This is a genomic window from Sulfurospirillum multivorans DSM 12446 (assembly GCF_000568815.1).
Taxonomy (GTDB): Bacteria; Campylobacterota; Campylobacteria; order Campylobacterales; family Sulfurospirillaceae; genus Sulfurospirillum; species Sulfurospirillum multivorans.
Window position 1 is genome coordinate 2,346,083 of record NZ_CP007201.1, and the last position, 22,764, is coordinate 2,368,846.

General features: G+C 42.0%; 21 protein-coding genes and 1 tRNA gene. 6 read left to right on the top strand and 16 right to left on the bottom strand.

What is annotated here, in order from left to right:
* Positions 1 to 12: 12 nt before the first annotated feature.
* The 11 genes from SMUL_RS12145 to SMUL_RS12190 all read right to left on the bottom strand — a co-directional run bounded on the left by SMUL_RS12145 (position 13) and on the right by SMUL_RS12190 (position 8,972).
* Positions 13 to 897: a lipid A deacylase LpxR family protein gene (locus SMUL_RS12145; protein ID WP_084613166.1), complete on the bottom strand. Its 885-nt coding sequence runs from the start codon at positions 895 to 897 to the stop codon at positions 13 to 15.
* A 178-nt stretch (positions 898 to 1,075) separates the two neighbouring features.
* A tRNA-Ser gene (locus SMUL_RS12150) sits at positions 1,076 to 1,165 on the bottom strand.
* Positions 1,166 to 1,241: 76 nt separating this feature from the next.
* A complete protein-coding gene (locus SMUL_RS17270; RefSeq protein WP_169730529.1) occupies positions 1,242 to 1,385 on the bottom strand; it encodes a hypothetical protein in 144 nt (47 codons plus the stop codon).
* 45 nt (positions 1,386 to 1,430) lie between these two features.
* Positions 1,431 to 2,900: an AsmA family protein gene (locus SMUL_RS12155; RefSeq protein WP_025345528.1), complete on the bottom strand. Its 1,470-nt coding sequence runs from the start codon at positions 2,898 to 2,900 to the stop codon at positions 1,431 to 1,433.
* A 16-nt stretch (positions 2,901 to 2,916) separates the two neighbouring features.
* The gene (gene pyrF, locus SMUL_RS12160) at positions 2,917 to 3,600 is read right to left on the bottom strand and encodes an orotidine-5'-phosphate decarboxylase (RefSeq protein WP_025345529.1); all 684 of its coding nucleotides are present in this window, start codon (positions 3,598 to 3,600) and stop codon (positions 2,917 to 2,919) included.
* Entirely contained in the window at positions 3,601 to 4,008 is a 408-nt protein-coding gene (gene nusB, locus SMUL_RS12165; RefSeq protein WP_025345530.1) for a transcription antitermination factor NusB, read from the bottom strand.
* A gap of 9 nt (positions 4,009 to 4,017) precedes the next feature.
* A complete protein-coding gene (gene ribH, locus SMUL_RS12170; protein WP_025345531.1) occupies positions 4,018 to 4,482 on the bottom strand; it encodes a 6,7-dimethyl-8-ribityllumazine synthase in 465 nt (154 codons plus the stop codon).
* Positions 4,483 to 4,553: 71 nt separating this feature from the next.
* Positions 4,554 to 5,162: an acetate uptake transporter gene (locus SMUL_RS12175; RefSeq protein ID WP_025345532.1), complete on the bottom strand. Its 609-nt coding sequence runs from the start codon at positions 5,160 to 5,162 to the stop codon at positions 4,554 to 4,556.
* Between the two features lie 69 nt (positions 5,163 to 5,231).
* A complete protein-coding gene (ovoA, locus tag SMUL_RS12180) occupies positions 5,232 to 7,322 on the bottom strand; it encodes a 5-histidylcysteine sulfoxide synthase (RefSeq protein ID WP_025345533.1) in 2,091 nt (696 codons plus the stop codon).
* Between the two features lies 1 nt (position 7,323).
* A complete protein-coding gene (gene kdsA / locus SMUL_RS12185) occupies positions 7,324 to 8,124 on the bottom strand; it encodes a 3-deoxy-8-phosphooctulonate synthase (protein ID WP_025345534.1) in 801 nt (266 codons plus the stop codon).
* Positions 8,121 to 8,972, bottom strand: a complete 852-nt coding sequence (locus SMUL_RS12190; protein ID WP_084613132.1) for a DMT family transporter — start codon at positions 8,970 to 8,972, stop codon at positions 8,121 to 8,123. The genes kdsA and SMUL_RS12190 overlap by 4 nt, the downstream gene beginning before the upstream one ends.
* Positions 8,973 to 9,101: 129 nt before the next feature.
* Between SMUL_RS12190 and SMUL_RS12195 the strand changes: the two genes are divergently transcribed.
* The 6 genes from SMUL_RS12195 to SMUL_RS12220 are packed head-to-tail and all read left to right on the top strand — an operon-like array spanning position 9,102 to position 16,772.
* Positions 9,102 to 10,172 (top strand): mechanosensitive ion channel family protein, encoded by a 1,071-nt coding sequence (locus tag SMUL_RS12195; protein ID WP_025345536.1) that lies wholly within the window; start codon positions 9,102 to 9,104, stop codon positions 10,170 to 10,172.
* A gap of 47 nt (positions 10,173 to 10,219) precedes the next feature.
* Positions 10,220 to 11,674: a ribosome biogenesis GTPase Der gene (gene der / locus SMUL_RS12200; RefSeq protein WP_025345537.1), complete on the top strand. Its 1,455-nt coding sequence runs from the start codon at positions 10,220 to 10,222 to the stop codon at positions 11,672 to 11,674.
* Complete coding sequence (locus SMUL_RS12205) at positions 11,664 to 12,200, top strand: shikimate kinase (RefSeq protein ID WP_158506035.1); 537 nt, start codon at positions 11,664 to 11,666, stop codon at positions 12,198 to 12,200. Before der ends, SMUL_RS12205 begins: the two co-directional genes overlap by 11 nt.
* 9 nt (positions 12,201 to 12,209) lie before the next feature.
* Positions 12,210 to 13,175, top strand: a complete 966-nt coding sequence (gene trpS / locus SMUL_RS12210; protein WP_025345539.1) for a tryptophan--tRNA ligase — start codon at positions 12,210 to 12,212, stop codon at positions 13,173 to 13,175.
* Between the two features lie 8 nt (positions 13,176 to 13,183).
* A complete protein-coding gene (gene serS, locus SMUL_RS12215; RefSeq protein WP_025345540.1) occupies positions 13,184 to 14,428 on the top strand; it encodes a serine--tRNA ligase in 1,245 nt (414 codons plus the stop codon).
* Position 14,429: 1 nt separating this feature from the next.
* Positions 14,430 to 16,772 carry a tetratricopeptide repeat protein gene (locus SMUL_RS12220; RefSeq protein ID WP_025345541.1) on the top strand — a complete coding sequence of 781 codons (2,343 nt, stop codon included), beginning with the start codon at positions 14,430 to 14,432 and terminating at the stop codon, positions 16,770 to 16,772.
* Between the two features lie 48 nt (positions 16,773 to 16,820).
* Here SMUL_RS12220 and SMUL_RS12225 read toward each other — a convergent pair whose 3' ends face one another.
* The 5 genes from SMUL_RS12225 to SMUL_RS12245 form a co-directional block, all read right to left on the bottom strand.
* A complete protein-coding gene (locus tag SMUL_RS12225; protein WP_025345542.1) occupies positions 16,821 to 18,380 on the bottom strand; it encodes a 2-isopropylmalate synthase in 1,560 nt (519 codons plus the stop codon).
* A gap of 210 nt (positions 18,381 to 18,590) precedes the next feature.
* Complete coding sequence (pssA, locus tag SMUL_RS12230; protein WP_038533397.1) at positions 18,591 to 19,325, bottom strand: CDP-diacylglycerol--serine O-phosphatidyltransferase; 735 nt, start codon at positions 19,323 to 19,325, stop codon at positions 18,591 to 18,593.
* Positions 19,312 to 19,974 (bottom strand): phosphatidylserine decarboxylase, encoded by a 663-nt coding sequence (locus SMUL_RS12235; protein ID WP_025345544.1) that lies wholly within the window; start codon positions 19,972 to 19,974, stop codon positions 19,312 to 19,314. The genes pssA and SMUL_RS12235 overlap by 14 nt, the downstream gene beginning before the upstream one ends.
* Positions 19,967 to 21,934, bottom strand: coding sequence for an ATP-dependent zinc metalloprotease FtsH (gene ftsH / locus SMUL_RS12240; protein ID WP_025345545.1), 1,968 nt, complete (start codon positions 21,932 to 21,934; stop codon positions 19,967 to 19,969). Before ftsH ends, SMUL_RS12235 begins: the two co-directional genes overlap by 8 nt.
* The gene (locus tag SMUL_RS12245; RefSeq protein ID WP_025345546.1) at positions 21,935 to 22,762 is read right to left on the bottom strand and encodes a 50S ribosomal protein L11 methyltransferase; all 828 of its coding nucleotides are present in this window, start codon (positions 22,760 to 22,762) and stop codon (positions 21,935 to 21,937) included.
* Positions 22,763 to 22,764: the final 2 nt, after the last annotated feature.

Genomic DNA, 22,764 nt, shown 5'->3' on the forward strand with positions numbered 1-22,764 from the left:
CAAACCATCTTCTCAACTAGCAGTTTGGGTTGATTTAAGATAAAAAGAGACTTTTAACGCATCGTAAAAGAGGTCAAGTGCCAGTTTTTCACCAATCATATAGTCTAATTTATCAAGATTATACCCCTCATCAATCGCTTCATCAATGATGTAATAGGTATTAAATTTATTGTAAAAAACACCAAGAGACAACGCCCAATTGAAACTTTTTGTGGGTTCATAATTGAGCAATGAACTCTCATGCGCCCCTATAAAATTTCCAGTGGTGATAAAACTGCGCATAGGAATACTGCTCAGCCTCAAAGAGGTGCCTACTAACGTTCCCGTGTAAAAATTTCCCAGATCGGCTTTGATATGTGTCGTAAGATCTAGGCTTAAATCTTGAATCGAAATAGGATCTGTTTTATAACCAATATTATACGAAGCTCCATAGGTAAATTCATCATCCAACTGGTTATCCCAGCCCTCTGGTTTATCAAATCCAAACACCGAATGAAAGCTTTTTTGTAAGGTGTCGGCTTGTGCAAAGGGACCAACCATGCCGATATTCACACCCACTTCATGAAAGAAATTTGCAGATGATTTGTAAGCCAACATGTTTAAGGCGACATAACCAGCATAAGGAGAATCATTTAGATCTCTTGTACGGATGTCTTTGTTTTCAGGTGTAAAAATCGCATGTGAGATCGAAAAAGCGACATTTTTGTGTTCTAAATCAATAAAAGGCAACAGATCAGGAAACGTCGTATCATGTTCACTCATCCAAGTAAAATACATCCCATTAGTATAATGATGGTCTTGCCCAACCATAGCATCATTTTCCAAAACAAGCGACGCGGTGTCCGCATAGACCCAAGAAGTAATTAAAAATAAAAAACTTTTTTTTACTAAACCCATTTTCACTGTTGCCCCCAATAATATTAAATCATGCTAAACCGTGTATTATAGCAAAATTGTCCTATTTTAAGAAATTTCTCAGCATTAAATACCTTGAAATAGGCACATTGACGTTTTATCTTCATGGATAGCTATGCCAATGACGCTGGAATGAAAAAAATCAGGGGGAAATAAAAGGTGGCGGACAGAGAGAGATTTGAACTCTCGGTCAGGTTACCCCGACGCATCCTTAGCAGGGATGTGGTTTCAGCCGCTCACCCATCTGTCCATTAAAAAGTAGAGTGAAAGTATAGCAAAAGTATCTAATAAACGGCTTAAGAGCGTTTTCTTAAGCCGTTTATCGCTTAAACATAAGCGGCATCGTGTGATTTTAAAAGCTTTTCAAGCAATTTCTGAAGCTTTTGGACACTGGCTTGATCTGTTTTTTTCGCCTCTTCAATCTTGTTTTTAAGCATTACAATCAGCTCAACACCTTCAATTAAATGCATGGGGTACTCCTTTTAGATCGGTATTTGATCTAAAAAAAGCAAAATTTATTCCCCCAAAGGCGTTGTCGTTACAACAGGATGTTTAATGACCCCTTCATAAAAAACCGTACAGTTCTCATCATTTTTTTTGGGTGTGATGGGCGCTGTTTTAGGCTTCGTTGAAAAGGAGAGTATCACATTGCTGAGTGCTGTTATCGATGCGTCATCAACTTTTAAAGAAGGCTTGGCAAACGATCCGCTCATTTTTTGTTCAAACGTTGCGCATCCTCTTGCGTCTAAAAGCGCTGTTTTAAGATCGATGAATTTTTCATCAATTATATTAACAGCCCCTTTCATTGCAACACGATTCGTTGCCGTACTGAGTGCTACGTCACTGAGGTGTATTTCAGAATAGCCTATGTCTATTTTGGTATTGATCTCTTTTAAAAGGGTATTGCCGCCTTTTAAGACACCTGTTGCACCAGAGATAAGATTGCCAAGAGAAAACCCTTTTGAGCGCTGATTGGGATCAAGCATGAATGCGATTTTATCGACGTCATACCCTTTAAGTGTCACATCTGTTCCATACAGTTGGACAAAACCGTTTAAGGTGCTCTTAAATGCGTGAGAATCACCGACAAAGAACGAGAGCCTAAGATCGCCATTGACATTACCTTCAAGCAATTCTTGATTGAGTAATTCACGAGAGAGCATTGCCAACTTTAAATCAACAATTTTGCTTTTAATCGAAATCTTAGGTTGTTTGCCACTTAAGTCAAATTTGCCACTTCCTTGGATGGGTGTCTCAAAAAGCGTATAATGGAGGTTTTCGCTGACGGCTATTGCATCTTTGATCTCAAAAGACATCGACAGGTCTTTAAGCGCATAACGACCGTATTGAATCTTATCGATATGGGTGTCTGCCGTAAAAAAGAGCGCTTGAAGATGATGTTTTGAAGTATCGTACTGGATGTGATTGATGTCTAAATCGATCTTATCAAAATCAATTTGTGTGTTGCTTTTTTGATCAACATAGACAATATTTGCATTACTAAATTTAATTTTTTTAACATTAACAAGGGGGAATCCATCTTCTTGTTCAAGGATTATATCTCCCTCTTTAGCCTTCTTATCAGTGATTTTTGGCACGGGAGGCAATTCATAGTTAAACGTGCCCTCTTTGGTCTTTTCAACCAACAAACTGAGGCTATCAATCGCGATATGTCTTACTTTAATCTCTTTTTTCAGCAAAGCAGAAAGATCCAGTGCCACATCAAAGCTTCCTAGTTTTGCAAAAGGAACTTCAGCGTGGTAGGATGGATTGGTAATTTCAACATCAAAGATGCTCACCCCAGCAGGTGAGAGAGAAAGCGTGATGTCGCCACGAATCATCACTTCATAGCCCGTACTCTCTTTAATCGCTTTTTGAATGCGAGGCTTGTACTCGTTAAAATCAATGACTTTAATAAGCAAGAAAAAAGCAACGATACTAAAGGCAAAAAACAACACGATACTTAACACTATCTTCTGAAACATTTCTACCTCTTCGTGTCTAAATATTTTCGATAATTTTCTTTACGATGCCCAGCGGATCTGCGCTATAATAGATCGGTCGCCCCACCACAATAAAATCAGACTGCTGTGCTTTAGCCATTTCCAAATCAGCAACTCTTTCTTGGTCATTACTGCTCTCACCAAAAGGACGAATGCCTGGTGTTAGCGTTAGAAATGAAGACGCCGTATGCGCTTTAATATTTAAGCTCTCATAGACGGAGCAGACCACTCCATTCAAACCACTCTCATACGCATCTTTAGCAAAATCAACCGCTTTTTGGGCAATCGGCGTTTTATAAATCGCTTCAAAAGAGGCGTTGTCAAAACTAGTCAATGCGGTTACGGCTAAAACAATCGGTGGGTTTGGAAGTGCATTCACACGCTCCATGACCATACGCATCGCTTTAACGCCACTTGAGGCATGAACGTTGAACATATCCACACCTAAACTTACCATCGACTCCGCGGCATCTGCCATGGTGTTGGGGATGTCGTGGATTTTGAGGTCTAAAAAGAGTTTAAAATGAGGGTTGATCGCTTTGATCTCATGCAAAAGTGCTTCGCCGTCTCGAATAAAAGAGCGAAGCCCCACTTTAAGCCAAACGTCTTCACTTTTGAGTTTTTGAATCAGAGCGATATTTTCAGCCTTACTTGGTAAATCAAGCGCAACACAGAGCTTCATCTATTTGGCTTCTCCATCTTTACAAATCGCGTCTAAAACACCGTTGATAAACTTAGGGCTTGTCTCGTTGCAGAGCTTTTTCGCCAGTTCAATCGCTTCGTTGATTATGACCGCATTATCGAGTTCTGAGTACAAAACTTCATACGCGCCCAGTCTTAAAATGGCACGTTCAAGCGTTCCAATTTCACTGAGATTCCACTCTTTCAGATGAAGATTGATCGCTTCATCAATGATGACTAAATGCTCTTTTACACCATGGTACAACCCAAGGGCAAACTCTTTTTGCTGATTTCGAATCTTTTTTTCTTCAAAAAGTTCATCTATAAATTTTTCAATTCCAGGATTTCCAATATCTTCTGCGTACAAAAGGGTAATAATGCTCTCTCTTGCTTGATGTCGTGTTGCCAAAGCGTTTCCTTATAGGTGTTTGTAAAGGCTAATGAGTTCGATCAAACCTGTCATGGCTTCAAAGCCTTTATTGCCGGCTTTACTGCCCGCACGCTCGATCGCTTGCTCGATATTATCGGTGGTTAAAACACCAAAGGTGACGGGTTTTTGGTACTTAAGTGCCGTATTGGCAACGCCTTTGGTCGCTTCTGCCGCAACGTAGTCAAAATGAGGCGTACTGCCACGAATAATCGCACCCACACAACACACAGCGTCATACTTGCCACTGCTTAAGATTTTATCGAGCGCTAAAGGAATTTCATACGCCCCAGGGACTAAAATAAGGTCTAAATTCTTCTCATCGCCGCCATGACGAATAAACGCATCTTTCGCACCTTCAACTAAACGATCAGTGATAATATGGTTAAATCGGCTGTTGATAATCGCCACTTTTTCTTTACCATTTAGGGAGAGTTTTCCTTCAATAATATTCATAATGTTCCTTTTTTACTTTCTCTCATAATACACTATTTTTCGTTACACTTTGATTAGAAGCGGTTGAGGAACTATTTAAAGATGCCTAAAGGCTTACCAATCGGTAAAAATGACTTTCCAAAATGATGATTGAGCAAAATTGCTCCAGAGCCATAAAACGAGAGAAATGCAATGCCAAGTTCCGCATAAGCAGCTAGCGTGTGTGCGCCATGAAACCAGCCAAATGTGTCGCCAATCAGCCCTAAAAAGAGAAGATCAATCAAAATAAAAATCGCAAGCAGAACCTTGTTGGTCTCTACCGCACCAATGGTCATAAAAAGCGTGAAAACAAGATACCCAATGAACGCAAAACCAAGCTGTTTGCCATCAGCTTGTGACGCAATAACTTCACCAAAAAGACCCAGCTTAATCATCCACGAAAGCGCCACGCCAAACCAAAAAAAGGCATACGCGCCAAAGGCAGTTGCCCCAAACGTATTATTGTGTTTAAAGTCAAAGAAACAGGCAATGAGCTGAACAAATGCGCCTAAAAAAATAGCCCAAGGTAAGACGAGTGAAAGACCCAGCGTCAACCCCAATTTTTGCGATGAAGCGACCAGTGTCACCATAGCCAAACCAAAAAGCCCCAGTGGCGTTGGGTCAGCAACAATAGTTTTAATGTGTTGAATGTCTTGAGTCACGATACACTCTCCCTTTATTTAAAATAAAGAGAGAATTGTAGTCTAACGTTCTAATAATCGCGTGACAATTTACTTTTTCTTCCACACGCTTACATGTAAAGATTTTACGACCTCTTTTCGCGCACTTTCATGGGTGCTCAAGCGCATTTCCACAGGCGTTACATGTAAATCAAAAAAGGGCGATAAATGCTCGCTTAGTGCATCGAATGTACTGTATTTTTCGCCATTTTTCTTAACACCACCGAGCCATTTGGCACGAGGTGTTTTGGCTTCATCCCAGTCGTAGCTACTGGCAATAACCAAAAATCCTTGTGGGTTCAGACGCTCTTTGATCTTCTCTAAAAAAAGCGCAGGATCATACAAGGTATCGAGCACATCATTGGCTAAAATGAGGTCATATCCATCAAAATAGGGCTTCATATTGTGCGGATCAGCCTGCCAAAATTCGACTTTTTGAACACGTGGATCAATGCCAAAATCACTCAAATTTCTCTCGATAAAGAGTGCGAGTTCGCCCTCTTCTTTTAAAGTATATTTGAGTTTGCCACTCTCTTTAAAGTTGGTCGCAAGTCTGACAACGCGTGCGGTGAATTCAATGCCATGCACCATCTCAAAATGACGCGCAAGCGCAAAGGTTCCACGCCCTACCCCACAGCCAATTTCAAGCGCTCTGTTTTTTTCGCCACCAAGTGCGATGCAAAACTGAGCCATTGTTTCATAGTAGTTGTTCTTTTTTTCTCCAAAATGGGCATCGCACATTTTGGCAAGTGCAAAGTCTGTCTCGTAAAAGACCGAATGTGTCTCCACAGACTCATTGGATTCAATGTAGCGAAAACCCGCATGTTGGTAAAAATGACGACGAAACGCGTAACGTGAAGCTCGAATGATTTCATTGCCCGTGCTAATCCACGAGCCGCCTTTGATGATGTTATGTCGATCGTCAAACGTCGGAACGGAAAAATCATCGTAGAGCGGATGGACGCAAAAACCATCAAACCCATTCATCGGCGTCTCACTCCACTGCCACACATTGCCGATCACATCGTAAAAATCACCAAAGGCGAAGGTATCGATAGGCACACTTGAAGCAAAATACTCTAGGTTGATATTAGCAGGGGCTTTGTCCCAAAACAGCTCTTCAACCTTTACATGTAAATCTCGAAGAACATACCACTCCTCTTCACTGGGGAGGCGAATAGGTTTGCCTGTTTTATGACTTTTCCAGTTGCAAAACGCTTTGGCTTCGAGGTAATTAATCTCGACAGGCCAACTCCATGGCATGGGGATTTCTTCTGCCATCAAGCGAAGGAAATAGCCATCCTCATCTTTGCTCCAAAACAGAGGCATCGTGGCATTTTTGTAGGTTTTCCACTTCCAACCCTCTTCATTCCAGAAACGCTCGTTTTCATACCCAGCATCTTCGACAAAGCCCAAAAATTCGGCATTACTCACAAGGTATTTGGAGGCTTTAAAGTCTTTTACCTCTTTTACATGTAAACCGTATTCGTTATCCCAACCGTACAGCGCGTCATCTTTTTTCTTTTCCAAACGAAGCGTTGTGCCGTTTACGCATATCAGTTCATTTTCCACAACAGGCGTATCAAGCGGACACGTTTTCCAAAAATCGCTTGGCGTTACACACTCAAGTGGCAGTTGGCGAATCAGCACCGATGACGTCTCTAAATGAATGCGCTCATGCTCAATACCCATCATAATCGCCCAAAACGGGCTTTCCCATGAAATTGGCATAACAAGCGGTAAGGTATCAATCAGCTCTAAGATTTTCATTTTCACTTGCTCACGATAAGCGCGAATTTCAGCAATTCTAGGCCATTTGTAGTGCGATTGGTTCAGATCATCCCAACTCATTTCATCCACACCAATCGCAAAGATCGACTCGAATGTGGGGTTAATGCGCTTATCAATCAACTTAGCAAGAACCAGTTTATTGATAAAAAAGGTCGCCGTATGACCAAAATAAAAAACCAGCGGATGACGCAGAGGATCTGCGGTGAGATAATAGCTTTCGTCATCCTTCATCAGCTCAAAGAGTTTCTCATAGACCGTGTAGGTTTGGAGAAAATACTCCCTGATTTCTTGCCTTTTTTGCTCGCTTGTTCCTTGATTGAGAAGAATGTTGCGCGTTGGGATCAGTTGCATCTTATGCCTTTAAGCTCTCTTGAATCGTTTTAATATCCTTAATTGCCAAAGCTAAATCATCAAGATCAAGCATATTCGGGCCATCGCAAAGTGCTTCGCACGGGTTAAAGTGTGTTTCAAAGAAGAAACCATCCACACCAACAGCTGCGGCTGAGCGTGAAAGAGGTCTTACAAACTCACGTTTTCCACCGCTTTTGCCACCCTCAGCTCCTGGCATTTGTACCGAATGGGTTGCATCAAAAACGACAGGCGCAAATTCGCGCATGATGCCAAAACTACGTGCATCGACGACTAAATTGCCGTACCCAAACGTTGAACCGCGCTCTGTGAGCCATACGCCTGCTTTTTTAGCGGCTTCGTAGCCCTCTTCTTTCACACCTCTGGTATCCAACACTTTTTTAACCGAATAGCGCATATCAGCAGGATTCAAAAATTGTCCTTTTTTGATATTAACCACGCATTTAGTCTGCGCTGCTGCGACTAAAAGATCGGTCTGGCGACATAAAAATGCCGGAATTTGAAGCACATCAACGACTTCGCCGACAGGTTTGGCTTGGGTGTAGTCGTGAATATCGGTTAAGAGTTTATACCCAAACTGAGCTCTCACTTCATCCAAAAGCTTCAAACCTTCATCCATCCCAGGACCCCTGAAACTATCGATACTGGTACGATTGGCTTTATCAAAACTGCTTTTAAAATAAAAATCAATGGTTGGATCTTCGTGATAGCTCATTAATTTCTCTGCAACCCTAAAAAGGCTGTCTCTGCTTTCGATAACACACGGTCCTGCAATTAAAATCATTCTTTCTCCTTTGCGACAATAACGCCGCTAATAATGACCAAGAGTATACCAAATAGTCCAATAATATCTGGTAAACCATCTCCTAATACCACGCCAATAATCAGCGAAAAGAAAATAATCGAATACCCAGCCGCCCCTACAATTCCCGCTTTTGTGGTCGCAAACGCCTTGGTCATATAGACTTGCCCAATCGCCCCAGACAATCCCATCAAAAGAATATAAAGCCATTGAATCCCCACAGGAGCAACGAATTTTCCTAACATAAAATCAAACATCGGTGTGTGAAAGTATTCACTCAAAACCATAAAAAGTGCGGGGAAAAACGTTCCTGTTGAGACAAAGGCTAAGACAATGACGCGCGTATCGTAGACTCTATTAAGCTCTCTGACACTCGTATACGCAAGGGCGGCGCCCAGACCGCTGAAAAGTCCGAAGAGATCGGTTTTGGAGAGCATGAGTCCGTTTGGCTTCATCACACAAACAATGCCAATAAAGCCAATAAAAACCGCCACCCACCCTTTCCAACCAATGGTCTCCTTTAAAAAGAAAAACGCCAAAATAGCGGTGAAAATAGGCGCGGTTCGTGAAAATGTGATCGCATCGGCGAGGGGAATATGCGCGATATTGTAGAAAAAAACCAGCATGGAAGCAAACCCAATGAGAGCTCGAAAAAGGAGTAACCAAGGCTTTCCACCCACTTGTTTGATGGGAAGTTTGAAGATGCTAAGGGCTACAAAAATCATCGTAACGCCATTACGAAAAAAGACCACTTCCACCGAATCCATATTTTGACTGAGCACCTTAGCAAAAGCCCCATCAAACGCAAAACTAAACGAGGAGATCAGCATAAACAAAACGCCTCTGTTTATACCGCCAATAAACTGTCCCAAAATAACTCCGATCGATCCTAAGTGCGTTATCTTAATCAATTCTGTGTTAAAATCCGTTGATTTTTCGATCTTGATTAGGGAGAGTAGATGAATCTTCAGCCATTTTTAGAGTACACACTGTTAGGACTCCCCGTTGCCCATATCACCATTGCCCTTGCCATTTTTCTCTTTGCACTTCTTTTTAAAAATATTCTTGCCGCGATCATTCTAAAACCCTTTAAAACCATTGCAAAACGCACCAAAACGACGACCGATGATAAACTGATCCTCGTCGCTGAAGAGCCTTTAAAATTCTCAATCATTCTTGTGGGTGCGTATATTGCGACGTTGTGGCTTCCTTTTTCCAACTTTGATCGGGTCGTTGATCTACTGATAAAATCTTTTATTACGTTTATGATTTTTTGGATTTTGTACCGTATTGTCGATAGCTTTTCCAATATTTTTAATTTTTTCTCTTCTAAATTTGGCAAAGAACTGAGCGAAGATATTCAACATTTTATGATCAAAACCATGCGCGCACTGATCATTGTGCTGGGTATTATGGCGGTTTTGCAAGAGTGGGGAATCAATGTGAGTGCATTTGTCGCCTCTTTGGGACTGGGAGGTTTAGCCTTTGCACTCGCGGCTAAAGACACTGTTGCTAATCTATTTGGCTCGTTGGTCATTTTTACAGACCGCCCTTTTAAAGTCGGTGATTGGATCGAAACGCCCGCCGTTGAGGGGATGATCGAAGAGATTGGTATTCGCTCCACCAAAATTCGCACCTTCGCACAAGCACTGGTAAGCATGCCCAATGCAACCCTTGCCAATACCCCAATTACCAACTGGTCGCGCATGGGAAAACGGCGTGTAAAAACGCGTTTGGGGCTGACGTACAACACCTCCGTAGAGCAGATGCAGATGATCCTCAAAGAGATTAAAGCGATGCTCAAAAAACATCCTGACATTCACCAAGAGACGATTTTAGTCAGTTTTGATGAGTTTGATAACAGTGCTTTGAGTATTTTCCTCTATTTTTTCACCAAGACAACCGTTTGGTTAGAGTATTTACATGTAAGAGAAGATGTCAATTTTAAAATCATGGAGATAGTCGCGCGTAACGGTGCGCAGTTCGCCTTCCCTTCTCAGACGCTCTATGTCGAGAGTTTACCAAAATAACAGCAAACACAGAGTATAATCAAGTCAATTATGTACTAAAGGTTACTATGAAAAAAATTGCCATTATCGGGCTGCCCAATGTGGGAAAAAGCTCTTTATTTAACCGTATCGCAAAACAGCGCATCGCCATTACGTCTGATTTTAGCGGAACAACGCGCGACATCAAATCGCATCAAGTTTATATCACCGAAAAACCATGCCTTCTTTTAGACACAGGCGGACTCGACAAATCAACAGAACTCTTTGAAAATGTCCACACGATGTCGATGGAAGCTGCCAAAATAGCCAACATCATCGTGATGGTGGTCGATGGTAAAATGCGCCCCAGTGATGAAGAGAAAAAGATCTTTTACGCCCTTCAAGCACGCAAAAAACCGATCGCTTTGGTTATCAATAAAATCGACAACGACAAAGAGATGGAGCGTGCGTGGGAGTTTGATGAATTTGGAGCCGAATTTGTCTTCCCCATCTCCGTTTCACACAACCGTGGCGTAAGCGCTCTTTTGGAGTGGATCGGCGAGCTTCTTCCTGAGGTTGAAGGCGCTACACCACTTCCAATTGAAGAAGAGGACGAGAGCGAAGAAGACGCATTAGACGATGAAGATGAATACTGGGACAATGAGGGTGTTGTTGACGATGAAGAAGAGCCCTTACTCGAAGAAATCAAAGAAGAGGTCGAAACCAATCAAATCAATATTGCGATCATCGGACGTGTCAATGTCGGTAAAAGCTCCCTTCTGAACGCACTGGTTGGTAAACAACGCGCCGTCGTCAGCAGTGTAGCAGGAACAACGATTGACCCTGTGGATGAGAGCATCGAGTATGAAGATAAAATCCTCAACTTTGTCGATACCGCAGGACTTCGAAGACGTGGAAAGATCGAGGGCATTGAAAAATTCGCCCTGATGCGCACCAAAGAGATGCTGGAGCGTGCGAACATTGCCCTGCTTGTTTTAGACACGAGTGAGCCTTTTTTAGAGCTCGATGAGCGTATCGCAGGACTGGTGGAAGAGAACCATTTGGCATGTATCATCGTCTTAAATAAATGGGACAATCCACTCGCTGATTTTGAAAAAATCACCGCAGAGGTCAGAGATCGCTTTAAGTTTCTCTCTTACGCGCCACTGATCACCGTTTCTGCGAAGAGCAAGCAAAGAGTCGCAAAAATCAAAGATATGATTTTATCGGTCTATGCGAATTATTCACAGCATATTCCAACACGTCAGCTCAACGAGATCATTAAAAATGCTACTATTAAGCATCAGATCCCCAGCGATCACTCTAAAATCGTTAAAATTTACTTTGCAACCCAATACCTCACCAAACCGCCTCGCATCGCTTTGGTTATGAATAAACCGCGCTCCTTGCACTTTAGCTACAAGCGCTACCTTGCCAATAAATTGCGTGAGAATTTCAATTTAGAGGGCTCTCCAATTTTGCTTTATCCACGCGCAAAAGGTGAGCGAGATAACGAACAGGAAGAGAACGGTGCTGAATCTTAAGAATAAAAACATCGTTTTGATTGGCTTTATGGGTGTTGGAAAAGGCACCATCGCTAGAGCGCTGATCAAAAAAACCAAACGTTTTGGGCTGGATACCGATGATTTGATCGAGAGTATGGAAAATCGAAAAATCAAGGCTATTTTTGACACGGATGGCGAAGCGTACTTTCGCAAACTTGAGAAGAAAACGGCTAAATGGCTGGAAAAAAATGTCAAAAATGCCATTATATCCACGGGTGGCGGTTTTTTCAAGGTTGACAATCTGGATGATATTGGAACGATTGTCTACCTTCGCTCTTCGTTTGATGGCATACTCAAACGACTTCATCAACACGAAAATGCCGATCTTAAACTGGCAAAACGCCCTTTGCTGACCGATGAAGCCAAAGCCAGAGCGTTATTTAAAGATCGCTCAGTGTTGTACGAAGAAAAAGCGGACATCATCATCGATGTTGAAGATCGAACCATTGAAGCGATCGTCAAAGAGATCATTGCAGTACTAAAGTTAAAAACAGAAAAAGAGTAGGACAGATTGATGAGAGTATTAACAGGCATTCAACCCTCTGGTGCACTTCACATAGGCAACTATTTTGGTGCGATCAAGCAAATGGTCGATCTTCAAGAAAAAAGCGACCTTTTTATCTTCATTCCTAATTACCACGCGCTCACCTCACTTAAAGATGGCGTGGCACTCAAAAACAATACCCTTGATGCGGCAATTAATTTTATGAGTCTTGGCATTGACCCGACCAAAGCGACCTTATGGGCACAATCCGATGTCAAAGAGGTGTTGGAGCTTTACTGGGTACTCTCTGGCTACACGCCGATGGGTCTGTTGGAACGTGCACACGGCTACAAAGACAAAGTCGCAAAAGGCATCGCAGCCAATCACTCTCTCTTTTCCTATCCTGTTTTGATGGCAGCGGATATTTTGCTCTACGACGCCGAAGTGATTCCTGTGGGCAAAGATCAGATTCAACACGTTGAGATTACGCGCGATATTGCGATTAAATTCAACAATGAGTTTGGTGACATCTTTAAAGTGCCTGACTTCAAAGTCGATGACAATGTGGCAACGGTTCCAGGTTTGGACGGTGCTAAAATGAGCAAAAGCTATGGCAACACGATTGATATCTTCTGCACCGAAAAAGAGCTCAAAAAAGCGACGTCACGCATTGTGACTGACTCAACGCCAATGGAAGAGCCAAAAGATTATCTTACATGTAACGTGTTTGCGTTGGCTAAACTCTTTTTGGAAAAGGACGAAGTAGTTGCATTGCAGGCACGCTATCAAAAAGGTGGCGAGGGATATGGGCATTTTAAAGCGTATCTTGCCACACTCATTTGGGACTATTTTGCGCAGGCTCGTGAAAAAAGAGCCTATTATGTAGCGCATAAAGAGGAAGTATTCGCTATTTTAGATGAGGGAGCTGCAAAAGCGCGTGCCATTGCCTCTGAGAAAATGCGTGTTGTTCGTGATCTTGTTGGAATTTATCGTTAAGGGAAAGCATGTTAGATATTAAACTCATACAAAATGATTTTGAAAGTGTTGCACAAAGCCTCAGAAAGAAAAAAGTCGATGAGAGCCTTTTAGAAGAGCTTCGAGCCATTTCGTTGGAACTTAAAAGTGCACGTCTTGTTTTAGAGCCGCTTCAAGCAGAACAAAATTCTAAAAGTAAACTCTTTGGTGTGTATGCGAAAGAGGGAAAAGATGTTAGCGCGCTTAAAGCGGAACTCTCAGAGAATAAAGCAAAAATAGCTGATGCGCAAGAGGTCGTACGTGCATTGGAAGAGAAACTGGAAGCGTTAGCCACTATCATTCCAAACATGCCCTCTCCTCTTGTGCCTGATGGCGAAGATGAGAATGACAATGTAGAACTCAAGCGTGTACTTGAGCCAAGAGTTTTTTCCTTTACACCCAAAGAGCATTGGGATATTGACAGTGCGCAAAATTGGATCGATTTTGAGCGTGGTGTTAAACTGGCTAAGAGTCGTTTCAGTGTGTTGAAAAATAAAGCGGCACGACTGGAACGCGCTTTGATTAATTACATGCTTGATTTTAACCGAACACGAGGCTTCGTTGAAGTCGCCGTTCCTTACATTGTAAATCGTGAAACGCTTATGGGAACAGGACAACTGCCAAAATTTGAAGATGATCTCTTTAAAATTGAGGGCGAAGATCTCTTTTTGATTCCAACGGCGGAAGTGCCTGTGACCAATCTTTTTAGAGATGAGATTCTCACAAAAGAAGAACTCCCTCTTAAAATGACCGCCTATTCTGCTTGTTTTAGAAAAGAGGCTGGTAGTGCTGGCAAAGATACGCGCGGTATGATTCGTCAACACCAATTTGACAAAGTAGAATTGGTCTGCATCACGACACCTGAACAAAGCGAAGCGGTTTTTGAGGAGATGCTTACATGTGCCTCCGATCTTCTCACCTCCCTTGGACTTCCACATCGTCATTTGATGCTTTGTGGTGGTGATCTTGGCTTTAGTGCCGCCAAAACGGTGGATCTTGAAGTCTGGCTTCCAGGTCAAAATAGGTACCGTGAAATTAGCTCCGTCTCTAACACGTTTGATTTTCAAGCAAGACGGGCGAAAATTCGTTTTAAAGACGAGGGTAAAAACCGTTTAGCGCACACACTCAATGGCTCTTCCTTAGCCGTGGGTCGAACGCTTATTGCCATTATGGAAAACTACCAAATGGAAGATGGTACTGTCTCCATTCCAGACGTTTTGAAAAAGTACATGTAAGATGGCAGAAGAAGTCGTTATCCTCGAAGCGGATCCTTTAAGCACAAGCGACGAAGAGGGATTTGCGCCGATAGCAGAGGAAGGCGCTGAAGAAACAGCCGCCGCTTCTGCTGTCCAAAATGAAGAGGATGAGCAAAAAAGCAAATCGAAGAAAAAATTGCTGATTTTACTCATTTTGGGATCGATACTACTTCTTGGGATAATGATCGCCATTGTAATCATCATCCAAAATAAAAACAGAGCCGCCAATACGCCTGTGGCTGTAGCGCCAGTGGTGGAAAAACCTGTGCTCAAAGAGCAATTTTCCCCTTCGAAATTGGAAGGTATGATCAAAAAAGCGCATCTTTTGTATGAGCAAGGAAACAAAGATGACGCCCTTAAAATCTATGAAAAAATTGCCACCTTTAATGAAGCCATCTCCTACTACAACATCGGTGTCGCAAAACTTAAAGAACAAAATTTCCCAGAAGCCTTAGAAGCGTTTAAAAAAGCGATTCAAAACAGAGAGCACCGTACCATTAGCGCTATTAATGCTGCGGTATGCGCACTTGAGATGAAAGATAACACGCTTTTTACCTATTACATCGATCTTGCTTTTGCGTACCTGCCTGAGGAGAGTAACGCCCCACTCTACTCCTATTATGTAGGACTGGTGCATTACTATAAAGATTTTTACTATGAAGCACTGAGTGCTGTGTCGCATCCGAGCAATGATTTTTACAAAGAGGATCAAGAGTACCTCTCGTCTAAAATATTAGCGTCGCTCAATTACAATGCGTATGCCCTCTCAACGCTTGAAAAAATCGAAAAAATGAGCGATTATTTTACCCTTGGTCTTTTGCAAGCAAAACTAGGCGAGTTTTCAAAAGCGAAAACATCCTTGCTAAAAGCACTTCAAAATGACCGCGAAAATCCAAAAATTAAAATGGCATTGGCGATGGTTGAAAATAAAATGGGCAACCTCGGTAATGTCGCTTCACTGATGGGCGAAGTCTACAAAGTCCGCGACACGGATGCTCAACCCATCTATAAAATGCACGCTATTTTAAAACCGTCTCTTTTTGATGTGGACAAAGCGCAAATCGAGTTTGAAAAAGAGCTCTTTTTCAATGATGAAAATACCTATAGCCTTATCTTTTACTATGCTCCGTATAAAGTGTTTGATGCCAAGCAGACGATTGATTACATCCGAAAAGGCAGTATGAATATTTTTATTGATGAGATAGGACCTGCCCTTTCGTATTTAAAAGCGAGCTCTACGATCTCTAAAGTCAATATTGCGATCAGCAAAGGGATCAAAAAAGCACTCGATTTTCATGTCTACGAAGCGAATGATATTTTTGCAAAAATGGTGGAAGAGTATAAAAATCACTCCATTTTGCACTACAATTTAGCCCTCACCTACGCACAAATGGGCGATTATGCCGCAGCGTATAAAAACTTCTCTAAAAGTTACCATCTCGATAGCAATAACTACCTTGCCGGTGTTTTTGCTTTAATGAGTGGAAATTTGATCGGCAAAGACATCACCAAACTCTCTGAAGATGTCAAAGAGAGTATTAACAAAAATCAGACACTGGAAAAAGATAACCTTTACGCTTCGCTTACACACCTCACCGATGGAAACCACTTTTCTCTTACACGTTGGATTGAAAAAGAGAAAGAAGATAGCCCTCTGAGTCTTATGCTCAACATCATCGCAGCACACAAGCTGAATAATGAGCGCATCTACCGCTTAAGCACGCAAAAGCTTCAAGCACTCCTCCCTAAAGATATCATTTCCAATATCATCGCGTTTAATGTAAAGCATAACAAAGAGGACATTAAGAATTATGCGAAAGCGATTCAAATGGAGTTTAACCGCCTGCCTTTGGAGTACGATGCCTTCTATTTTGGTCCTAAAATTGTGAAAGAACAGTACATCAAACTGCTTCAAATTGGTGGTTTACTGCATCAAAAACGCAACAGTGTAAGGGTTAAGATGGAAGAAGAACTTGTTGATATTCCTTCCATCATGCAAACGCTTGCGTACATGGAGATCTATACGAACAATTTTGAAGAGGCATTTTCTCTTTACAATAAACTCATTGATGATTATGGGAAGAAAGACACCCATACGATTTTTCTAGCCTCGGTTGCGGCTATTAGTGCAGGACATAGTGAAAATGCGATTGCTCTTTTGGAACTCTCAAAGTTGACCGATCCGAGTAATGTGGAGAGTAAATATGCGCTTGGATTGCTGTACCAAGAAATAGGAAATTTTGAAGCAGCCAATGCGCAGTATCGTAGTATTGGAAATATTGGTTTTATCTCAGATTATTTTAGTTTTGCGATTCAACGATAAGCTTACATGTAAAGGAAAAAACCTTTACATGTAAAGATTTTCAAGAGGCTAAATGCCCTCTTCATTGCCCATTTTAAGGGTTCGTAAGTTATCTCGCATCGAGATGTAACTGTTGAGTGCGCCAATGTACGCTTTAGCGGTTGCTAGCATCGTATCGACACTTAAACCATGCCCCATAATTGCAGGTTTGCTCTCATCAAAAACCACTTTTACAAGCACTCTTGCCATCGCATCTTTGCCTTGCGAAACAGCGTCCACTTTATAATCTTTAAGCTCACCACTGACCCCACACACACGATCAATCACTTTAAAAATCGCGTCCATCGTGCCATTGCCAATCGCCGCATCGGTGATCTCTTTGCCATCATGCAAAATAGTCACAGCCGCACTCGGAACGCCTCCAGGTGCACAATCAGAGAGTTGTAAACGTACCAAGTCAAAGACCTGAGGAATTTTCGTGATCTCCTCCGCCACAAGGGCACGCAAATCATCATCAAAAATCTCTTTTTTCTGATCGGCCAAAATTTTAAAACGATCAAACGCCTCATTGATCTCTTCATCTTTCAACTCATATCCAAGCGTGCTCAGTTTATCTTTAAACGCATGTCGACCTGAATGTTTACCAAGAACGATCGAGTTTTTATCCAATCCAATATCTTTTGCACTCATAATCTCATACGTTTGAGTATGTTTCAACACGCCATCTTGATGAATGCCGCTCTCATGCGAAAAGGCATTTTTACCGACAATCGCTTTGTTAGGCTGAGGCTCAATACCCGTAATGGAAGAGACCAATTTACTGGTGGGGTAAATCTCTTTAATGTTGATGTTCGTCTCATAACCACTAAAATGATCTTTACGCGTACGAAGCGCCATCACGATCTCTTCTAACGCCGCATTTCCAGCGCGCTCACCCAAGCCGTTGATCGTACACTCCACTTGACGTGCACCATTTTCAATACACGCCAAAGAGTTTGCCACAGCAAGCCCTAAGTCGTTATGATTGTGTACAGAGATGATCGCACGATTTCCTACAAACTCGCTCAACGATTTGATGATAGCGCCCATCTCTGTGGGCAAACGGTATCCTACGGTATCGGGAATGTTCAACGTTGTCGCACCCGCATTAATGACCGCATCTAACACCTCTTTCATGAAGCTTACATCGCTTCGTCCTGCATCTTCACAGCTAAACTCGACATCATCACAAAATGTTCTAGCATACTGAACCGCTTCCACCGCTTTTTTGATCACTTGCTCGGGTGTCATTTTGAGTTTATATTCCATATGAATCGAACTGGTCGCAATAAACGTGTGAATCCGATTCATCTTAGCCTTTGCTACCGCCTCACCCGCTGCTTTGATGTCACGATCCAGTGCGCGCGCAAGCGAACAGATACGACTCTTGGTTACCGCCTCACTAATGCGCGCAATTGCATCAAAATCACCAGGACTCGCCGCAGCAAACCCTGCTTCGATGACATCAACACCCAATTTTTGGAGTTGCAACGCAATTTGAATCTTCTCTTCGGTATTCATAGAAGCCCCAGGGCTCTGCTCACCATCACGTAAAGTCGTATCAAAAATGATAATTTTAGGGTTATTCATCGGTTATTCCTTAGTAGGTTTGTTTGAAAAATTAGAAAAGTAAAAAAGGGGTTAGAAGCAGAGGAGGTTTTGCAGGAGAGCGTTTTTAATCTCTATCTTGGGTAAATTTTTGATCGATTTCATAATGCCAATATCAACGCTGTTCATCGCTTCTCCTTTAAGTAAGATACGTGAGGTAAAGTAATTTTACCTCAAAGTACGCGTATTATACTAATTTTTATGAAATTTGGCAACGACGAAGTTATAAATACCGCGCGTCAGACCATACGCTAAATAGGCGGTAATTAAAAATGTTCCGACTTCAATCGGATAGAGATAAAGCATTGAAAAAAGAAGAATCAAATAGACCAAAATTTTGATCAAATGACCTTTGTGCATATCGATCTTCTTAAAGCTTGGATAGCGAATATTGCTCACCATTAAAAAAGAGAGCACGCCCAAACCAATGAGCATAATCCACTCAATGCCGTGCATAAAGGGATGTTCACGGTAAAGTAAAATCCACATGGAAACAACAACCGCCGCTGTAGGAATGGGAACGCCGATAAAAACGGAGGGTTCAGAGACACCAATCATAATGTTAAAACGAGCCAACCTAATCGCGCCAAACACGACATACATAGCGCACATCAGTGAGCCTAGTTTGCCATACATATGCCCTACGCTAAAGTAAAACAGCATAGCAGGAGCTACGCCAAAAGCAACAATGTCGGCCAAAGAGTCAAACTCAGCACCAAATTTACTCGTAGCATTGGTCATGCGAGCGACCCTTCCATCCAATCCATCAAAAATGAGAGAGAGTAAAATATAGACCGCGGCTTTTTCAAATTGTCCATTGGCGGAAGCGATAATACTAATCACACCTAAAAAAGCACTTGCTGCTGTAAAGAGATTGGGGAAAATATAGATCAATTGGAGTTTATTGCCATTGCTATTTTCTATCATCGGTATCCTTATACGCAAGATAGCCTAATACGCTTGACCCTGCTTTGACTTCATCACTTAATGAAACTTTAATGCGCGTATCAAGAGGCAGTAAAAGTGCCACCTCTCCATCGCGTAAAAAGCCCAATCGTTCACCCGCTTTAAAGGCGCCTATTTTGGAGAAAAGTGTAATCTTTTGGCTCCATAGACCCGCACTCACAATCATTTTGATAGGGGCAAAAGCACTTTTACATGTAAGCCCTTTGCGCTCTGCCATCGAGGCAAAAAGAGGTGATGTTGAGGGCATAAATAGCCCAAAACGTTTTTTGACCTCTAAAATTTCCATGCCAAGCGGTGCGCGTAAAACACCCACATCCCAAAAGGATTTTCGAATGACAATGCGCAACGCTTCACTGCCATCACTCAAACTTATTTTCGAAATGTCAGTCACCTTACCATCCAAAGGCGCAATTAAACAACGCTCATCATCTTCTTCGGCAATACGTTCAGGATTGCGGTAGCTATAAAGTGTTCCTGCAAAAATTAGAAAAAACACCCATGATAAAAACGAGAGTGCGTAAAAAAGGAGGAAAACCATAAACGCTAAAACGACTTGGTTCCATCCCTCTTTTGCAATAATGTGTGTTGAAGTAAACGACCCGTTACGCATCGGTCTTAGGTTCTTCTTCAGAAATTTTTGACTCGTGTCGCACGAGGGGAGCTTTGAGCTTTGAAGGAATGTTAAATTCAATTTCAAATGCTTCAATGACCGCACGTAACTGAACGCCATCAATCGTCTCATACTCACTCAGTTTGGACACAATGCGCTCAATACACTCACGATACTCTTCTAAACGCTCCTTCACAATAACGTAGCGCGCTTGAAGCGTCTCTTTAATGTGCTCATCCAGTTTTTCAGCCATTTTTTCACTGTAATCTTTACTAGTTCCACCATTTAAAAAAACATTACGCTGTTTTTCAAGAACCATCAATCCTGCAACATCGCTCATTCCGTAAATGCTGACCATCGATTTGATAATGTCTGTTGCACGCTCTAAGTCATTGCCTGCACCTGTTGAAATTTCGCCTAAGAAAACCTCTTCCGCCGCACGACCGCCCAAAAGCACATCGACTTCAGCAATCAGCTCATGCTTTTGCATTAAAAATTTATTCTCTTCGGGTGTATTAAGCGTATAGCCAAGGGCTGCCAATCCTCGTGGGATGATAGAAACCTTCGAAACTCTCTTCGCTCCCTTGGTTGTCTCCGCAATCAAAGCATGACCACTTTCATGATACGCTACGATGCGTTTCTCCTCTGGATTAATGCGTCTACTTTTTTTCTCCAAACCTGCAATGGCTCGTTCAACTGCATCAACTAAATCAATTTGCTCTACATGATCTTTATTTTTACGTCCACCAAGAAGGGCTGCTTCATTAATAATATTAGCAAGATCCGCACCTGCAAGACCCGCTGTTAACCGTGCAATCTCTTCAAGATCAATATTTTTACCAAGCTTGATATCCGCACTGTGTACTTTTAAAATATCTTTCCTGCCTTGGAAATCGGGCTTATCAACCAATACTTGTCTGTCAAAACGACCAGGTCTAAGAAGTGCTGCATCCAAAACTTCGGGACGATTCGTTGCGGCAAGGACAATAACCGGTGATTTATCGGAGCTAAAGCCATCCATTTCGGCGAGCAGTTGATTGAGGGTTTGTTCTCTCTCATCATTACCACCCATCATACCGTTCGCAGCTCTACTTTTACCAATGGCATCAATCTCATCAATAAAGACAATAGCCGGAGCCTCTTTTTTAGCGTTTTCAAAAAGATCCCTCACACGACTTGCACCCACACCCACAAACATCTCGATAAAACTTGAACCTGAAACAGAGAAGAAAGGAACACTCGCCTCTCCTGCAACCGCTTTGGCAAGCAGGGTTTTACCCGTACCTGGAGGGCCTACTAACAGGACACCTTTAGGAATTTTAGCGCCTAAACTCATGTAGCGATCCGGGAACTTAAGGAAATCAACAATCTCTTTCACTTCCTCTTTGGCCTCTTCCACACCTGCGACATCTTCAAATTTCACTTTTGGTTTTTCTGAATTGACAAGCTTTTTACTGCTTCCCATGCCGAGGATGCCACCACCCATATTTTTTTGCATTTTGTTTGCTAAAAACATCCAAATACCAAAGAAAACAAAGACAGGAAGCACCCATGAGAACAGAATCTCGGTTAAGATGTTAGACTCATTGTAACCACCATAGCCCACTTTTTTCTCATCCATCAAAGGAATAAGGGTGCTATCTTCTCCCACTTTTTTGACCACATACACTGTTTTTTGAGCACCTTCAGGTGAAAATGCTTTGATCGTGGTTTGACCAATGGCAACATAACTGATTTGATTATTGCGAATGAGCTCTTTGAGTTCATAATAACTAATATTTTTAGTCGCGCTGTTTTGCCCACTAAACGTAGCACCCACAGCAGGGTCAGAAACCGTCGTAAAATTTTTAAATAAAACGACGATGACAATGGCAAAAATTGCGAACATTAAAAGTGGATTTTGATTAAAAAAGTTATTTTTCTTTTCGTTTTTGTTATCGTTTTGATTATTTTGACTCATCTAATTCCTTTGTAGCACGAGTGTAAACCACTCTTCTTTTTGATACTTTTCAACCAATTTCATCGAAGAAAACTTACTTTCTACTTTATCGACGTATTTATCTAAAATGCCAGAGAGTATCAATAATCCACCCTCTTTGACTGCTTTTTGCAAGTCACTGGTGAGCATAATCAGTACATCCGCGATAATATTGGCAACAACAATGTCATACTCTTTGTCACGTTTTTGAACCGAACCGGTCCAAATGCGATTAAACTGCTCTTGATTGAGCTTAAAATTTTCCGTTGCGCTATCTGTCGCTTGTGCATCCGTATCGCACAGATCCACAATGGCACCACATTTTCGTGCCGCAATGCTTAAAATGCCACTACCGCACCCAACGTCTAAAAGTTCATTGCCTTCTTTGACATAGTTTTGCAATAACATCAGACAACCGTACGTTGTTTCATGGTGTCCTGAGCCAAACGCAAGGGCTGGATCAATAATAATATTTTTCTTACCTGCAATGCCCTCCACCCAGCTTGGATGAATGTAAAAATCGTTTACATGTAAAGGTTGTACAGAGTTTCGGTACTGTGCTATCCAATCTTCATTCTCTTTCACCAAAAGCTGTGTATCAAGCTTGATCTCTTTGCCTAAGGATTTGGATAACTCTTGAGCAAACGTCTCCACGCCAAAAAGAAGCATCTGCAAATCTTCTTCACTGCGCAAGATAATCGTACCATTGGCTTCTTCAATAGCCTCATCGCTGAGACTTAGAATAAAATCAAGAAAAAGTGAATATTCACTCTGCGGGGTTATTTGAAGTTCGTTATAGGTTTTTTCCATTC

Excerpts from the sequence above, each read along its gene's own strand:
- pssA (WP_038533397.1), bottom strand. The coding sequence starts at position 19,325 with ATGATAGAAAATAGCAATGGCAATAAACTCCAATTGATCTATATTTTC.
- SMUL_RS17270 (WP_169730529.1), bottom strand. The coding sequence starts at position 1,385 with ATGCATTTAATTGAAGGTGTTGAGCTGATTGTAATGCTTAAAAACAAG.
- kdsA (WP_025345534.1), bottom strand. The coding sequence starts at position 8,124 with ATGATTTTAATTGCAGGACCGTGTGTTATCGAAAGCAGAGACAGCCTT.
- SMUL_RS12225 (WP_025345542.1), bottom strand. The coding sequence starts at position 18,380 with ATGAATAACCCTAAAATTATCATTTTTGATACGACTTTACGTGATGGT.
- SMUL_RS12155 (WP_025345528.1), bottom strand. The coding sequence starts at position 2,900 with ATGTTTCAGAAGATAGTGTTAAGTATCGTGTTGTTTTTTGCCTTTAGT.
- ribH (WP_025345531.1), bottom strand. The coding sequence starts at position 4,482 with ATGAATATTATTGAAGGAAAACTCTCCCTAAATGGTAAAGAAAAAGTG.
- SMUL_RS12245 (WP_025345546.1), bottom strand. The coding sequence starts at position 22,762 with ATGGAAAAAACCTATAACGAACTTCAAATAACCCCGCAGAGTGAATAT.
- ftsH (WP_025345545.1), bottom strand. The coding sequence starts at position 21,934 with ATGAGTCAAAATAATCAAAACGATAACAAAAACGAAAAGAAAAATAAC.
- pyrF (WP_025345529.1), bottom strand. The coding sequence starts at position 3,600 with ATGAAGCTCTGTGTTGCGCTTGATTTACCAAGTAAGGCTGAAAATATC.
- serS (WP_025345540.1), top strand. The coding sequence starts at position 13,184 with ATGTTAGATATTAAACTCATACAAAATGATTTTGAAAGTGTTGCACAA.
- trpS (WP_025345539.1), top strand. The coding sequence starts at position 12,210 with ATGAGAGTATTAACAGGCATTCAACCCTCTGGTGCACTTCACATAGGC.
- SMUL_RS12190 (WP_084613132.1), bottom strand. The coding sequence starts at position 8,972 with ATGCTGATCTCCTCGTTTAGTTTTGCGTTTGATGGGGCTTTTGCTAAG.
- SMUL_RS12195 (WP_025345536.1), top strand. The coding sequence starts at position 9,102 with ATGAATCTTCAGCCATTTTTAGAGTACACACTGTTAGGACTCCCCGTT.
- SMUL_RS12235 (WP_025345544.1), bottom strand. The coding sequence starts at position 19,974 with ATGCGTAACGGGTCGTTTACTTCAACACACATTATTGCAAAAGAGGGA.
- SMUL_RS12145 (WP_084613166.1), bottom strand. The coding sequence starts at position 897 with ATGGGTTTAGTAAAAAAAAGTTTTTTATTTTTAATTACTTCTTGGGTC.
- der (WP_025345537.1), top strand. The coding sequence starts at position 10,220 with ATGAAAAAAATTGCCATTATCGGGCTGCCCAATGTGGGAAAAAGCTCT.
- SMUL_RS12220 (WP_025345541.1), top strand. The coding sequence starts at position 14,430 with ATGGCAGAAGAAGTCGTTATCCTCGAAGCGGATCCTTTAAGCACAAGC.
- ovoA (WP_025345533.1), bottom strand. The coding sequence starts at position 7,322 with ATGCAACTGATCCCAACGCGCAACATTCTTCTCAATCAAGGAACAAGC.